This is a genomic window from Mucilaginibacter sp. P4_G9 (genome assembly GCF_056400985.1).
In genome coordinates this window covers 1-14,199 of record NZ_JBFUKF010000126.1, presented here as the reverse complement: position 1 = coordinate 14,199, position 14,199 = coordinate 1, and the positions used below count along the sequence as shown (strand labels likewise).

The following is a 14,199-nucleotide window of genomic DNA, read 5'->3' as shown; positions in this document are numbered from 1 at the left end:
CTAAAATCCCGGGTCTAAACCTGCAGTTTGTTCAGGAGGATAACTTATTGCTATCATTTAAACGCGGGGTAAATGACAAATACCTTTATAACGATAATTACAGGTTAGATTATGTACATGAATTTGAAAGCCACTTTTCATACAATGCAGGTTTTAATAAATGGACACAGGAACCAGCCGGGTCACTTTATTTTAACAATGTTGTAAACGGTCAGCCAAACTCTATCCATGACCTCACCACAACCCAGCTTACTGCCGGAATCCGTTATGCCCCTCACGAAGAATTTTACCAGGGTAAAATTTACCGCATACCTATTCCTAATAAATATCCCACCTACCAACTACAGTACACTGCCGGTGTAAAAAACCTGTTTGGCGGCGAGTATAATTATCAAAAAATAGATGCCCGTATTGACAAGCGTGTTTATGAATCGCAATTAGGTTATGCAGATGTTAATTTAAGCGGAGGTAAACTATTCGGTTCGGTACCATATCCATTGTTAACCATTCACCATGCCAACCAAACCTATGCTTATGATATTGATTCATATAACTTAATGAACTTTTTGGAGTTTGCCAGTGATAAATACGCAAGCTTCAGGATCGATCAGCACTTTATGGGTTTCTTTTTTAACAAGGTACCTTTGTTAAAAAAATTAAAATGGCGCGAAGTATTTTCGGCAAAAGTTTTGTATGGTAGTTTAAGTGATCAAAACAATCCAAACTTGCATCCGTCTTTATATCAATTCCCTGTTGATGGCAATGGGGTGCCAATTACCTATACACTTGGTAAAACACCTTACGTTGAGGGTAGTGTTGGTGTCGAAAATATATTTAAATTTATAYGGATTGATTTTGTGAAAAGATTTAATTATTTAGACCACCCGGATATATCACAATGGGGCTTCCGTGTAAGAGTTAAATTTGATTTTTAATTTTGTAACATCAAACTATTACAAAAATGGAACAGAAAATATCGTTAAGAACAAACCTGCAGTTGGGTATTTACCGGGTAATTGATCCCGTTGTAAAAATCCTGATCAAAGTTGGCTTAACTCCAAACGCAGTTACATCAATTGGTTTTGTGCTGAACGTAGGTGTAGCCGCCATATTTATTTTAGGTGCCGAAGAAGGTAACCGGGGCGACTTACGCTATGTTGGCTGGGCTGGCGGACTGATACTGTTTGCCGGTTTGTTTGATATGCTTGATGGCCAGGTGGCTCGTTTGGGTAATATGAAATCAACTTTTGGCGCGCTGTATGATTCGGTGCTTGACCGTTACAGCGAGCTGATTATGTTCCTGGGTATTTGCTATTACCTGGTAGGTCATCACTACTTTATAAGCTCTATAGCGGCTTTTATAGCCCTTATTGGTTCCATGATGGTGAGTTACGTGAGGGCACGCGCCGAAGGTTTGGGAGTTGAAATTAAAGGCGGTTTAATGCAAAGGCCCGAACGTGTGGTTACTATTGGTTTATGCGCATTATTAAGCGGCATTGTGGCTCAGTATATTGGCGGCAATTACAAATTGTTTGTACCGGGCATAAAGTTTCACATATTTGAACCTATTTCAATATTTACCTTTCCGCTTGTTATACTGGCCGTATTAACCAACATAACAGCGTTTAACAGGTTAAGAGAAGCTAAAAGAGCTTTAATAAAACAAGAAGAAGAGGATAAGTTGTAAAGTCAAAGTCTTTAGCTGTTAACCACCCGGATTAAAGTCCCTGATTGTACCGAATTCAAAACCTGGAACTTTTGACTTAAGACCTCATCAAAATATCATATCTTCGTAACAATTAAATAATGGCATTTACATATTGGTAAATGTTTGTTAAAATTGAACCGGATTAACAATTGTATCCGGAAATTAAATTCAGATCAACATAAAAGATAAAATAACAGGCAGACAAATCATCAAGCATTTTAAACCTGATATGCCATGAAAAAGAATTATGTATCCAACTCACATGAGTCTGTGAGGATGTTTAAAAGCAACTTTTTAGAGAGTTTATCAAAGGTACATTATACCGTACCCCTGTATATTTTTGTACCAGTTATTGTATACTCAACCTACCTGGCTTTTGCTGCGGGTATTGATGTGTTAACATACGCAGAACTGTTTATTTTAGGTTTGTTTGTGTGGACAATTACAGAATACATTATGCATCGTTTTGTATTCCATCTTAAACCAAACGAGAACTGGGAATGGGCGAAAAGGCTACATTTTATAATGCATGGCGTACACCATGATTACCCCAGCGATACCAAACGCCTGGTACTACCACCATCACTTAGTATACCTTTAGCTACTGGTTTTTACTTTTTATTTAAAGCCATATTGCCTGTAAACTATGTTTTTGGCTTTTTCCCTGGTTTTATATTAGGCTACCTGTTTTATGATATATCGCACTATGCTATGCATCATTTCAACTTTAAAAGCGGCTTGTTTAAAAAAATTAAACAACACCACATGCTGCATCATTACCAGGACCCCGACAGAGGTTATGGGGTAAGCTCACCGTTGTGGGATAAAATATTCCGTTCAGGCTTCTTAAAAAAATAAAGTGGGTAGTGTGGCACACAATAGTGTAACAATCAATATTAAAACTATACTTGTTGTTACGCTAATTTCATTAGGTTATTTAGTACTCTCCTACTTTTTAATAGGTTACAAACCCGATGAGCTTGTATTGGTATTGATATTCAATTCCCTTTTTTACGCAGCTCCGGTTACCCGTAAATTTATTCTTGGCTTTAGTATATTCGTTGTGTACTGGATCATATTTGATTATATGAAGGCCTTTCCAAACTACAAATTCAATTCGGTACATATAGCCGATATTTACAATTTCGAAAAGCAGTTGTTTGGTATCCATTACAAAGGCAGCTTACTAACGCCTAACGAATATTGGCGGGCAAATGGCAATACATTTATTGATGTGGCTGCAGGTATATTTTATTTATGCTGGATTCCGGTGCCACTTGCTTTTGCGGCATCCTTATTTTTCAGGAACAAAAAGCAGTTTCTTAAATTTTCGCTTACGTTTGTACTGGTAAACTTACTGGGTTTTGTAGTATACTACGCATTCCCTGCCGCACCACCATGGTATGTACAATATCACGGTTTTGCTTTTCATCCCCTAACACAAGGTAATACCGCCGGCCTGGCAAAATTTGATGCCTATTTTAACGCGGGCGTATTTAAATCAATCTATGCAAAAGGCTCAAATGTTTTTGCAGCTATGCCATCACTACATTCATCATACCCAGTTATTGTTTTATATTATGGCATTAAAAACCGATTGGGCAGGGTGAATATATTTTTTGCTGTGGTAATGCTGGGCATTTGGTTTACCGCAGTATACGCAAGTCATCATTATATACTTGATGTATTGGCCGGTATTATCTGCGCTGCCATCGGTATAGCACTTTTCAACTTTATACTTTCGCGGTTTAAACCCATACAGCAGTTTATTAACCGGTATGAACAGGTTATTGTTTAGTACAATTAATCAATATTAGGTTAATATGGTGTACTATTTACTATACCAATTAATAATGTGCAAAAAATCAGAAAAATTGTGAATTAAAATCCAGTCCTCTGTATTTGGTATAATAACGGCCATTTCAGCCTAAAAACGGCCATTATCTAATCATTTTATATAATAGGGATAAAGTGTTGATAATACAGGCACATTATTTGACTGTTGAATATGAAAATATACTGCTATATTCGATAGCCCCTATATGAAAAAACTACTTACCTGCTGCTTCTTTATTTTATTAGCCGGATTCAAATTATCAGCATATGCGGGTGACCTTGATAGTCTTAAGCAAAAATTACAGCTCACCAACGATTCATTAAAAGGCCCTATATACACCCAAATTGCCGCGCAATATTTAAATTACGATACTATTGCAAACAGGCATGTAAGATATTATTACCAGGGCGAAGCATTAAATTATACCATGCTGGCATTGCATACCTATTCAAGCATTAATGATTCTTTAGGTTTACGCACCTGTTATAATAACCTGTCAAAAATTTACCGGTCGCAACGCAAATACGTCCAGGCCAAGTGGTTTATTTTACAGTCAAATAGCATATCGCGTCAAAAGAATGATGTACCCAATATCATCGCCTCATTAATTGAACTCTCGGCTATAAAAAGCGACATTAAAGACTATAAGCTGGCCATGCGCGACCTTAAGGAAGCCCTTAACCTTGCAATCAAAAATGCAGACCCTAAAAATGAATCGGCCGTACAGGTAGGTTTTGCAGGTTTGTACCGGCACATGAAAGATTACGAGAAGGCTACTATCGCCATAAAAAGACATGAATTTCTTGATGACAGCATCTTACATAAAGCCGAAGAGGACCGCCTTGCGCTTATAACCAAAAAAGATTCGGCTATAATCAAAAAACAGGTTGCAATCATCGTCAAAAAAAAAGCATATACCTCGAGTTACAAAAGAGGTCCCAAACTCAGCTCGGCAAGGCATACAGTCTCGTTATAATACTCATTATCGCTCTTGCCGTAATGGCAATTGCTGTAATGATTTATTACTGGCGACGTAAAAAACCAAGCCAGTGGCGCATCCGGCCCCGGAAACCCAAACAATAAGCTGGCTTTACTATACTATTGAAAATTAAACCCCGTTTCATTTAATTTGTCATATACTATATGAGAAATTTAATTGCAAAAGCTATTTGCACACTTACCATATTATTCATGTTTGGAACCACATATGGTCAAAGTACCCGGTTTAAAAACGAATTTTTATCACGTATAAATTCAACACGCACCAAGGGATGTAATTGCGGCGACACTTACTTTCCGCCGGCCACGCCCCTAACCTGGAACGATAAATTATTTGATGCTGCAACGGGCCACGCAAAAGATATGGCTAAACGGACCTACTTTAGTCATACCAGCAAAGATGGCCGCAGCATGGAGGACAGGATAGTTTTTGCCGGTTACAAATTTAAAGGGTTTAAGAGTTTTGCCATAGGCGAAAACATTGCCCTGGGACAGCTAAACATAGCCGAAGTAATGGACGGCTGGTTTAAAAGTGAAGGCCATTGCAAAAACCTTATGAACCCCGACTTTAAGGAAGTTGGCGTAGCCGAATATAACACTTACTGGGTGCAGGATTTTGGCGGCCGCACCTCGTTTACTGCCGAACAGCAAAGGCTCATTAAATCGGGTAAATACAGGTTGATACAGAATTGATGTGCAGATATGCAAATTTCAAATGTGCAGATGAAGGAATTGATGTATGGGTATGGAGATGATTTTTAATGTTTGATTTTTGAACCTGGATTAAATGAATCTATTGAATTCATTGGATTAATTTCATTAATTCGACGAACGGCACAGCCCTCTTGAACACCATTGAAAACAAACGATAGGTGAAAAATTCGGGTTCAGACAAATAATCTGCACATCTGAAATTTGCATATCTGCACATCAAACCTACTCAACATTCCCCGCTTTTACCCTTCGCTCCATGACTTCGCGCCAGCTGGTTAAAATAAATCCCTGTTGCTTTAAAAAAGCTTTTAATCGTGGGTCGGTCATGGCAAGCAGATCGCCTTTGCGTTTTTTACCGGTGTCAGATATGTGGTCGAAATTTGGTGTTGAATTGGTGCAATGCATAATCACCATAGTTAAGCCCGGCGATAAACGGCCAATGCTTTCAATATAATGATCTGTATACCATTTCTGGATCTGCTTATCCGTCATATTTTCAATATCGGGCATCTGCCAGTCATAACTTGAGTTATGCAGATCATCCAAAACAGGCAAACCGGCTTTCCAGATCATAAGCCCCGTTTCTTTTACATTAGCCAAAATTGCCGGCTCTTGTATTACCATACCTTCGGCGTATTTACCCTGTTTTTTCAATTCGGCAGTAGTAGCGGCTTTGGCTTCGGCCCTGTAAAACAGGTCATCCCCACCCGGAAACATAACCGGGATCTGTTTTTCGATGCCCAGCTTAATATATTTTTCCATATAAGATGGCTTGGCAAAAAGCGTTCCCATGTGCGAGTCGAGGTGGGTAGGTACAAAACCCATACCCAAGGCCCTGTCCAGCTGTGCCCTTATTTCTTTATCTACCTCATCTGCCGATGCCTTGAAGTAAACAGCCGCAACAGACGGCCATAAGCAACCTTGCTTATCGGTAAGTCCCGGTACTACAGTTTTGCCGGCCAACGGCCCCCAACGGTAGTTATCCCACTCTGATGTTAAAGTTAAATGCAGGCCGGCATYTGTACCAGGGTGCTTATCCAGGTAGGTTTTAAACTCAGATACCCAAGCACAAGGCATCATCACACTGGTTGAAGTAGCTACACCCTCACCAATAGCTTTTTCTGCGCCCTCATTTGATTCGTGCGACATACCGGCATCGTCAACATGCAAAATAATTACACGGGCGCCCTTGGGCCAGCCCAGTTTCTCGGCATAGGTTTTAGTTTGTTGGGCTAAAGCTGTTAAACAGGCCGTTATACATATAGCAAACAGGATGAATTTTTTCATTGTGATATTGAGCGTATAATTGGTTAATAAATATAGGGATATAGGCTATTTAAAACAAAGATGGCGATAACCAAAAATGAACCTGCAATTACACTTAATTTACTACTTTTGAAATAATGCTTCCTGCAACTAACCATACCCTCGAAAAACTGGAAATGCTGCTTAAAACAGCAGGTTACAAGGTGCGGTATGAAAAAGGCAACTTTAAAACAGGTGCATGCCTGTTGCTGAACAGCCGAATGGTGATCGTCAACCGTTTCTCGAACCTGGAAAGTAAGATTTTGGCCCTTGTTGAGCTTTTGCGTGAACTGGAAATAGATTTTAAACTGCTCGACGAAAAACAAGTGGCGTTTTTGCAGGAAATTAAACAAACAAAACTGCAGCTGTGACCATAACATTTTTAGGAACCGGAACTTCACAGGGTGTACCTGTTATTGCCTGTGGCTGCGAGGTATGCACCTCCCTAAATCCACAGGATAACCGGCTGCGCACCTCGGTTTTAATTGAAGCCGAAGATAAAACAATAGTTATTGATTCCGGGCCGGATTTCAGGTACCAGATGCTGCGTGCGGGCGTAAAGCATCTTGATGCTATTGTATTTACCCATGAGCATAAAGACCATATTGCCGGCATGGATGATATCCGCGCGTTTAATTACCGTCAAAATGGCCCGGTTGATGTATATGCAGATTTTCGTGTACAAAGGGCATTGGTTCGCGAATTCCCATATATTTTTGATGGTAACGGCTATCCCGGCGTTCCACAGGTAAAAATACACCCAATAGGTTTGGATCCCTTTACCATTGGCAGTGTAACATTTACGCCCGTTGAGGTTTTACATTACCTGCTCCCGGTAATGGGCTTCAGGATAAATGATTTTACCTACATTACGGATGCAAAAACCATTTCCGATACAGAAAAACAAAAAATAAAAGGAACCAAAATCCTGGTAATAAACGCACTGCAAAAACAAACCCATATATCGCATTTTACGCTCGATGAAGCTATTGCCTTTGCGCAGGAAATAGATGCCGGCGAAACCTATCTCACTCACATCAGTCACCGTTTAGGTAAACACCAGGATATCACCAGTGAGCTGCCTCCAAACATCCACCTGGCCTATGATGGCCTAAAGCTGACCATTTAAAATATTTAGTTATAAATCAATATAACTGATCCTTTCTATTGCTCCTTTATACTGGTTTAAATGCCCGGTATCATGCGCGTCAACCCGGCCTTTAATGGTAACGTGTTTATTGTTGATTTGGGTGAACTGCCCGTTATTATAGGCGAACAAGCCTATTCGTGTACCCTCCAGATATAACGGGCAATCGGGATTAAAATCTATCCAGATAGCCTGCTTAATAGAATGATCGGCAAAAAGGCTATCGTTAAATAAAGCAGATTGCTCCGGAGCCTCAATGTACTTACCGGTAACCTCTACATATTGCTTATCGTATTTTTTAAGGTGATTTACCAGCTCCGTAAAAGGAATACGTTTGTAAACAGGAGAATAGTCATCATTGCAATCACTTCTAAAAATTTTTTTACCATGATCACATCCAACCAGCAATGCAATTAAAATAGCGGGGAACAATATTTTGATCGGGCATCTTGGCATCATCACTACTAAAAAAGCAAAGTACATTCAGAGATCATAAAGATACCCAATACATATGCTGCATATGTATTTGTAATGCAAATTATACATTACCGCCTCCCTTCTTTCTTTAAGCTCCCGCAGAGGGTTTGGGAGGGGCTTATTTATTTAACTCCCTTAGCACGTTCCTTATATACAAACCTGCAGGTGTTAAATTAGCCTCCGTCCACCCGCCATATACGGAGGCACCTTTTTGCATAATAGCGGTTGTCTCGTGCTTATCGGTTATATTCCAGTTGGCCCAGCTAAGCTTGTTATCTTCTGCCCATTTTAACCAGGTTTAAGTTTTGTGCATATTAAACTCGCCGTTGCCATTGGCCTCTCCCACACCCCATTCTGTAACAATAAGCGGCAGACCAAGTTTTATAGCCTTATCAGCCCTTGCACGGAGTGCTTCCTGGTGATAAGGGTCGCTGGCATAAAAATGAAAAGAATATGCAATATTATTAAAACCTGCAATTGGGTCAGCAGCAGCTATATCCACATCCTGATCCCAATTGGGACTACCTACCACAATTACATTATCCTTATCGTATTTTCGGATCACAGGAATTACCTGCATGGCATAATCTTTTACCGTTTTCCAATGCGTTTTTGCAGGCTCGTTCCAGATTTCGTAAATTATGTTAGGCACGCCTGCATATTTTTTTGCCATTTGCTTAAAAAACTCTTTTGAATCCTGTATATGCAGATTGGCATTATGATCGTGCCAGTCTATCAGTACATAAATACCATTCTTCACAGCCTGATCAACCACATTTGTGATCATTTTTTGCTGCTCATCCGGTTGTCGTAAGTACCCACCATCGGGCTCCACACCCATTGCCGCCCTGATAATGGAGATCTTAAAATCATCAGCAAGCCAGCTAACTACCCCCGGATTATAATATTTACGCCCCTGCCATAAACTCCATGAAAGACTAATACCCCGCAATTGTGGTGCAATCCCCCGATGGTTCACCAACTTACCATCCTGTACCTTTAATGCGCCATTACGGGCAACGGGCGTTAAGTTTTGAGCCAATATTGCCGTATTTGTAGTTAAAACCAGCAGCATAATTAGTACTTGCCTCATCATTTTATATTTGGATAAGGCAATGTAAATAATGAGAAATTATAAATGCCGGTTTGCAAAAATCGCATTATATTATGTTAAAATTTGTTCCTGTCAACATGCAGTCTCATCACCAACAAGATTAAATTACTTATAGTCATTATATGTTGTAACATTTTAGACTGACAGTTTTTAATTAGCTAAATATTTTGTTATTTGTAGATGCTTTATAAAACCCGGTTATGCACAGAAGAAATTTCCTCAAAACAGGCTCATTAGCAGGCTTAACAATATCAACATTGGTAGCTGCTTCATGCAGTCAGCCAGCCGTCGACGATAAAAAAAACGATACCACGGCAACCGATAGCAAAGACGACCTGTTTGAACTCTCGGAAGCCACTATAACCGAACTGCAGGAAAAAATGAAGGCTAAGCAATACACCTCGCGCCTGCTGACCGAGCTTTATCTGAAACGTATTGAGGAGATAGATAAAAACGGCCCAAAACTGAACGCGGTAATCGAACTGAACAAAGATGCCCTTAACATGGCCGACGCTATGGATAAGGAACGTGCCCAGGGCAAAGTACGCGGCCCGATGCATGGCATCCCCGTACTGATAAAAGACAATATAAACACCGGCGATAACATGCACACCACCGCCGGTTCATTGGCACTGGGCGATAATTTTGCAAAACAAGATGCTTTTATTGTACATAAACTACGCGAAGCCGGTGCAGTATTATTGGGCAAAACCAATTTGAGCGAGTGGGCCAACTTCCGCTCCACCCACTCTACCAGCGCATGGAGCAGCCGGGGCGGACAAACCAAATGCCCATATATCCTTGATCGCAATCCCAGCGGATCAAGTGCCGGATCGGGCACCGCTGTAGCGGCCAATTTATGCACCGTAGCCATCGGCACCGAAACGGATGGATCAATAGTATCGCCAGCATCAGTAAATGGCCTGGTGGGCATTAAACCAACCGTAGGGCTGTGGAGCCGGTGGGGCATTATTCCTATCTCCAAAACACAGGATACCGCCGGACCAATGGCCCGTACTGTTAAGGATGCAGCCATATTCCTGGGTGCATTAGCCGGTATCGATGCGCAGGATAGTTTCACCCTTGCCAGCAAAGGAAAAGCCGAAGCAGATTATTCCAAATTTTTAGATGCCAACGGCCTGCAGGGTAAACGTCTCGGGGTTGAGAAATCGGCCCTGGAAGGTAATGCCGGGATGGTGGCTTTACTACAGGGTGCCATAAAAGTACTTAAAAGCAAAGGCGCCACCATAGTTGAGATAGAACTAAACAAACAACTGAAAGACATTGGCAAAAGTGAATTTACCGTTTTACTGTACGAATTTAAAGATGGCCTAAACCAGTTTTTAAGCGCAGCTAACGGTAAAGTTAAAAGCCTTGCAGATGTGATAGCTTTTAACAAGCAGAACGAGGCCAAAGCAATGCCTTTTTTTAAGCAGGAAACGTTGGAACTTGCACAAGCCAAAGGCGACCTGAACAGCAAAGAATACCTTGATGCGCTAAAGAAAACCAGTACCGGAACTAAAAAAGTGATAGATAAGATCCTCACCGATAATAAATTGGATGCCATTATAGGCCCTACCAACGGCCCCGCGGTTTGTATCGACCTGGTGAATGGTGATTATGATAATGGCTTCTCCTTCTCCAGCCCGGCTGCAATGGCTGGCTACCCACATATTACAGTCCCAATGGGTTTATTACATGGCTTACCTATCGGGCTGTCGTTTTTTAGTACAGCTTACAAGGAGGGTGATATTATTAAGCTGGGGTATGCATACGAACAGGCCAGTAATAAACGGATTAAACCTTTGTTTAAGGTGGATTTGCTGGCGTAGTAAAGCATCGTTCATTTGGATTTAAGTTTAACTCGTCATGATATCCTGAGCCATGGAACTTTTTTTCTAACTTAGCTCAACCCCGTGCTTAATCAACCACTCACCAATCAACTAACTCATGGAATTTGGCAAAGTAGAACCCGAAGAATTAGCCTCAATAGATTTCACCCTGCCACCTGACGCAGAACTCACAAAAAGTGTGTTAAAAGCAGCTAAAACAAATAATGAGCCTGTACAGGTACACGTTGGTTGTGCCAAGTGGGGACGCAAGGAATGGGTGGGGCAGATCTATCCGCCCAAAACCAAGGATGCTAATTTTTTAGATGAATACGTAAAGCATTTTGATTGCATTGAACTGAATGCTACCTTTTACAACGCCTACCCGCCCGAGACTATTGCCAAATGGAAAGACAAAGCTGCTATAAATCCGCAGTTTAAATTTTGCCCAAAGTTTACGCAAAGCATCAGCCATATTAAGCGCTTAAAAAACGCTGAGGATATTACCACCAGCTTTTACCAAAGCATGCTGGCATTTGGCGAAAAGCTTGGTCCGCTGTTTTTGCAATTGAGCGATAACTTTACACCAAAGAGCTTTCCGGAACTGAAAGCCTACCTGGAGCATTTGCCAAAAGATGTACCCGTATTTGTTGAACTAAGGCATAAAGAATGGTTTGCTAACCAGGAAAACCGGGATAAGGTTTTTCAGCTTCTGCATGATCTTGATATAGGATCGATAATTACCGATGCATCCGGAAGACGCGACATATTGCATATGACCCTGCCAACGCCCCATGCCTTCGTCCGTTTTGTTGGCTGTACCGATAAAGAAGGAGAATACGATCTGGATAAAGCGCGCCTGGACGAATGGGTTTTACGCATCAAAGACTGGAAGCAGCAGGGATTAAAATCCGTATGGTTTTTTATGCACCAGCATGACGAACGTTTTTCGCCTATATTATCTGATTATGTTACCAACGAATTGAACAAGGCTTTAGGTACCAGCCTATTACGCCCCCAGTTTATTGAACAGCAAAGCGGCTTATTTTAATTGGCTACCAGGCCCGATATTACGTTGATACTTAACGCCACTATAGCGGTATTAAAAGCAAACGAGATCATCCCATGGATCCATGCCAGGCGGCGGATCTGGCGGGAGGAGATCTCCACGTCTGAAACCTGGAATGTCATACCCACTACAAAGGAAAAATACACAAAATCCAAATAATCAGGTTCAAAATTCTTTTCATCACCCGGAAATTCCAGGCCTCCAATTAGTTTGGTTTGGTTATCATCATTAGGGTCTGTAGCATAATACATATGTGCATAGCGCAGGGTGAATATGGTGTGTACCAGCACCCATGATATAATTACCGATGCCATCCCTAACAAAACATGACCGGTTACTATTTCTGGCGGGAGTTGCCTGGATGATTTAAGCAGGAAGAAAATAGCCAGCATACTGATCAGCGAGGCTACTATTACAAATGCTAATATCAGTACCCGGCTTGAATCTTCGATCTTTGCTATTCGCCTGACTTCCAGGGGATGCGAAGACAGGATGATGATCCAATCCATCACAATAATACTTAACCCAAAAGCCAGCCACGTAACTAATACCGCGGCGGGTAAACTAAACTTTCCCCAAATAAAAAACGCAGTGGCAATACCTACTATGAATGCGATGAGCAGTTTGTGGTGCGCATCTAATCTGAGCCATGATTTTACTTTTCTTTTAGAGCTTGCAGGCATATTGTATTTGTACTATGGTAAGTACATGTAAATATGGCAAACAATTGTGTAGAATTCATGAATTAATCTTCCTCCACTATCCAGGCTACACGCCCTACCTGCCCGTCATCCAACTGTACTTTGATACCACGGGAATGATAGGCAGAACTGGTGAGCAGCCTTTTTACAATTCCACGGGTTAAAGTACCTGTACGCTGGTCTTTTTTCAGGATGATATCAACCTCAAGACCAGGGTATATATCGCTTCTGTTTTGTCCGTTCATATGCTGGGATTACACTGATTTCCAGAGTGATTTCACTATTATTTATTACCATCCCTATCCTACCAAGCCCCTTATCGCTCCTTCAACCTTGGCAAAATCAAAGTTAGTCAGCAGCTTATCAAAGGCTGCGGTGATATGTTCGTTACCCAGGTTGCCTATGCTGCCTTCGTGGGTATGGTTAACGGTTTTGTCGGGGTTAAAGTCGCCTTGCTCAATGGCCAGGCCAACCTGTTTGTAGGCATCGCGGAAAGGTGTGCCGCTTAATACCATACGGTTAACTTCCTCTACACTAAACAGGTACGCATATTTAGGATCTTTCAGTATATCGGTGTTCACGGTTATATTCTGGAGCATGAAAGTGGCCATATGCAGGCAGCTCTTCAGGTCGGCAAAGGCGGGGAACAGGAGCTCTTTAAGCAGCTGCAGCTCACGGTGATAGCCCGATGGCAGGTTGGTAGTCATCATGGCTACATCGGTTGGCAGTGCCTGCAGGCGGTTGCATTTGCCGCGCATAATCTCCCAAACATCCGGGTTTTTTTTGTGGGGCATGATGCTGCTGCCGGTGGTAAGGGTATCCGGGTAGCTCACAAAAGCAAAGTTCTGGCTCAGGTAAAGTGCCTGATCCATGGCCATTTTGGCAAGGGTGGCCGCTATGGATGATAACGCCTGCGCAATAATACGCTCGGTTTTACCACGGCCCATCTGGGCGTATACTACGTTATAGTTGAGACTGTCGAAGCCCAATAGTTCGGTGGTTAAAGTGCGGTTAAGGGGGAACGACGAGCCATAACCGGCTGCCGAACCCAGGGGGTTCTTATTGGTGATCCTATAAGCGGCTAATACCAGTTCCAGGTCGTCGGCGAGGCTTTCGGCATAGGCGCCAAACCAGAGGCCAAACGAGGAGGGCATGGCCACCTGCAGGTGGGTATAACCGGGCAGCAGCACATCTTTATACCTGTTACTCAGCTCAATAAGCTGGCGAAACAGGGTTTCGGTTTCTTCAACTACCTGTTGCAGCTGGTGGCGAAAAAACAGTTTCAGGTCAACCAGCACC

Annotated in this window: 16 protein-coding genes; 10 read left to right on the top strand and 6 right to left on the bottom strand. The window is 41.8% G+C overall.

The window, feature by feature from the left end:
* The 6 genes from AC1DPZ_RS12805 to AC1DPZ_RS12780 form a co-directional block, all read left to right on the top strand.
* Nucleotides 1-935 (top strand): DUF5686 family protein (locus AC1DPZ_RS12805; RefSeq protein ID WP_477403880.1); only part of this gene is annotated, 935 nt, incomplete at its 5' end.
* 26 nt (nucleotides 936-961) lie between these two features.
* The gene (locus AC1DPZ_RS12800; protein WP_477403878.1) at nucleotides 962-1,687 is read left to right on the top strand and encodes a CDP-alcohol phosphatidyltransferase family protein; all 726 of its coding nucleotides are present in this window, start codon (nucleotides 962-964) and stop codon (nucleotides 1,685-1,687) included.
* Nucleotides 1,688-1,942: 255 nt separating this feature from the next.
* The gene (locus tag AC1DPZ_RS12795; protein WP_477403876.1) at nucleotides 1,943-2,566 is read left to right on the top strand and encodes a sterol desaturase family protein; all 624 of its coding nucleotides are present in this window, start codon (nucleotides 1,943-1,945) and stop codon (nucleotides 2,564-2,566) included.
* Nucleotides 2,567-2,576: 10 nt separating this feature from the next.
* A complete protein-coding gene (locus AC1DPZ_RS12790; RefSeq protein WP_477403874.1) occupies nucleotides 2,577-3,506 on the top strand; it encodes a phosphatase PAP2 family protein in 930 nt (309 codons plus the stop codon).
* Between the two features lie 244 nt (nucleotides 3,507-3,750).
* Entirely contained in the window at nucleotides 3,751-4,521 is a 771-nt protein-coding gene (locus AC1DPZ_RS12785) for a hypothetical protein (protein ID WP_477403872.1), read from the top strand.
* Nucleotides 4,522-4,688: 167 nt separating this feature from the next.
* The gene (locus AC1DPZ_RS12780) at nucleotides 4,689-5,237 is read left to right on the top strand and encodes a CAP domain-containing protein (protein ID WP_477403870.1); all 549 of its coding nucleotides are present in this window, start codon (nucleotides 4,689-4,691) and stop codon (nucleotides 5,235-5,237) included.
* A 243-nt stretch (nucleotides 5,238-5,480) separates the two neighbouring features.
* On the opposite strand, the gene AC1DPZ_RS12775 is transcribed toward AC1DPZ_RS12780, so the two are convergent.
* Nucleotides 5,481-6,545: a polysaccharide deacetylase family protein gene (locus tag AC1DPZ_RS12775; RefSeq protein ID WP_477403868.1), complete on the bottom strand. Its 1,065-nt coding sequence runs from the start codon at nucleotides 6,543-6,545 to the stop codon at nucleotides 5,481-5,483.
* 116 nt (nucleotides 6,546-6,661) lie between these two features.
* On the opposite strand from AC1DPZ_RS12775, the gene AC1DPZ_RS12770 reads away from it, so the two are divergent.
* Together AC1DPZ_RS12770 and AC1DPZ_RS12765 are read left to right on the top strand one after the other, a co-directional pair.
* Complete coding sequence (locus AC1DPZ_RS12770; protein WP_477403866.1) at nucleotides 6,662-6,934, top strand: hypothetical protein; 273 nt, start codon at nucleotides 6,662-6,664, stop codon at nucleotides 6,932-6,934.
* The gene (locus AC1DPZ_RS12765; protein WP_477403864.1) at nucleotides 6,931-7,692 is read left to right on the top strand and encodes an MBL fold metallo-hydrolase; all 762 of its coding nucleotides are present in this window, start codon (nucleotides 6,931-6,933) and stop codon (nucleotides 7,690-7,692) included. Before AC1DPZ_RS12770 ends, AC1DPZ_RS12765 begins: the two co-directional genes overlap by 4 nt.
* Before the next feature lie 9 nt (nucleotides 7,693-7,701).
* Here the strand turns inward: AC1DPZ_RS12765 and AC1DPZ_RS12760 are convergent, their stop codons facing one another.
* Nucleotides 7,702-8,193, bottom strand: coding sequence for a hypothetical protein (locus tag AC1DPZ_RS12760; protein WP_477403862.1), 492 nt, complete (start codon nucleotides 8,191-8,193; stop codon nucleotides 7,702-7,704).
* Between the two features lie 292 nt (nucleotides 8,194-8,485).
* Nucleotides 8,486-9,283, bottom strand: coding sequence for a glycoside hydrolase family 5 protein (locus AC1DPZ_RS12755; RefSeq protein ID WP_477403860.1), 798 nt, complete (start codon nucleotides 9,281-9,283; stop codon nucleotides 8,486-8,488).
* A 218-nt stretch (nucleotides 9,284-9,501) separates the two neighbouring features.
* Here AC1DPZ_RS12755 and AC1DPZ_RS12750 point away from each other — a divergent pair, with 218 nt between their 5' ends.
* On the top strand, nucleotides 9,502-11,133 hold the full coding sequence (locus AC1DPZ_RS12750; protein ID WP_477403858.1) for an amidase: 1,632 nt from the start codon (nucleotides 9,502-9,504) through the stop codon (nucleotides 11,131-11,133).
* 118 nt (nucleotides 11,134-11,251) lie between these two features.
* Nucleotides 11,252-12,181 carry a DUF72 domain-containing protein gene (locus AC1DPZ_RS12745; RefSeq protein ID WP_477403856.1) on the top strand — a complete coding sequence of 310 codons (930 nt, stop codon included), beginning with the start codon at nucleotides 11,252-11,254 and terminating at the stop codon, nucleotides 12,179-12,181.
* Here AC1DPZ_RS12745 and AC1DPZ_RS12740 read toward each other — a convergent pair.
* The 3 genes from AC1DPZ_RS12740 to AC1DPZ_RS12730 form a co-directional block, all read right to left on the bottom strand.
* On the bottom strand, nucleotides 12,178-12,882 hold the full coding sequence (locus AC1DPZ_RS12740) for a DUF1345 domain-containing protein (protein WP_477403854.1): 705 nt from the start codon (nucleotides 12,880-12,882) through the stop codon (nucleotides 12,178-12,180). The two genes, AC1DPZ_RS12745 and AC1DPZ_RS12740, sit on opposite strands and share 4 nt — an antisense overlap.
* Before the next feature lie 62 nt (nucleotides 12,883-12,944).
* On the bottom strand, nucleotides 12,945-13,145 hold the full coding sequence (locus AC1DPZ_RS12735; RefSeq protein WP_477403852.1) for a YwbE family protein: 201 nt from the start codon (nucleotides 13,143-13,145) through the stop codon (nucleotides 12,945-12,947).
* A gap of 54 nt (nucleotides 13,146-13,199) precedes the next feature.
* Nucleotides 13,200-14,199: lyase family protein (locus tag AC1DPZ_RS12730; protein ID WP_477403850.1), on the bottom strand; the 1,000-nt coding region annotated here is incomplete at its 5' end.

Excerpts from the sequence above, each read along its gene's own strand:
- AC1DPZ_RS12800 (WP_477403878.1), top strand. The coding sequence starts at position 962 with ATGGAACAGAAAATATCGTTAAGAACAAACCTGCAGTTGGGTATTTAC.
- AC1DPZ_RS12795 (WP_477403876.1), top strand. The coding sequence starts at position 1,943 with ATGAAAAAGAATTATGTATCCAACTCACATGAGTCTGTGAGGATGTTT.
- AC1DPZ_RS12785 (WP_477403872.1), top strand. The coding sequence starts at position 3,751 with ATGAAAAAACTACTTACCTGCTGCTTCTTTATTTTATTAGCCGGATTC.
- AC1DPZ_RS12780 (WP_477403870.1), top strand. The coding sequence starts at position 4,689 with ATGAGAAATTTAATTGCAAAAGCTATTTGCACACTTACCATATTATTC.
- AC1DPZ_RS12770 (WP_477403866.1), top strand. The coding sequence starts at position 6,662 with ATGCTTCCTGCAACTAACCATACCCTCGAAAAACTGGAAATGCTGCTT.
- AC1DPZ_RS12760 (WP_477403862.1), bottom strand. The coding sequence starts at position 8,193 with ATGTACTTTGCTTTTTTAGTAGTGATGATGCCAAGATGCCCGATCAAA.
- AC1DPZ_RS12755 (WP_477403860.1), bottom strand. The coding sequence starts at position 9,283 with ATGATGAGGCAAGTACTAATTATGCTGCTGGTTTTAACTACAAATACG.
- AC1DPZ_RS12750 (WP_477403858.1), top strand. The coding sequence starts at position 9,502 with ATGCACAGAAGAAATTTCCTCAAAACAGGCTCATTAGCAGGCTTAACA.
- AC1DPZ_RS12745 (WP_477403856.1), top strand. The coding sequence starts at position 11,252 with ATGGAATTTGGCAAAGTAGAACCCGAAGAATTAGCCTCAATAGATTTC.
- AC1DPZ_RS12740 (WP_477403854.1), bottom strand. The coding sequence starts at position 12,882 with ATGCCTGCAAGCTCTAAAAGAAAAGTAAAATCATGGCTCAGATTAGAT.
- AC1DPZ_RS12735 (WP_477403852.1), bottom strand. The coding sequence starts at position 13,145 with ATGAACGGACAAAACAGAAGCGATATATACCCTGGTCTTGAGGTTGAT.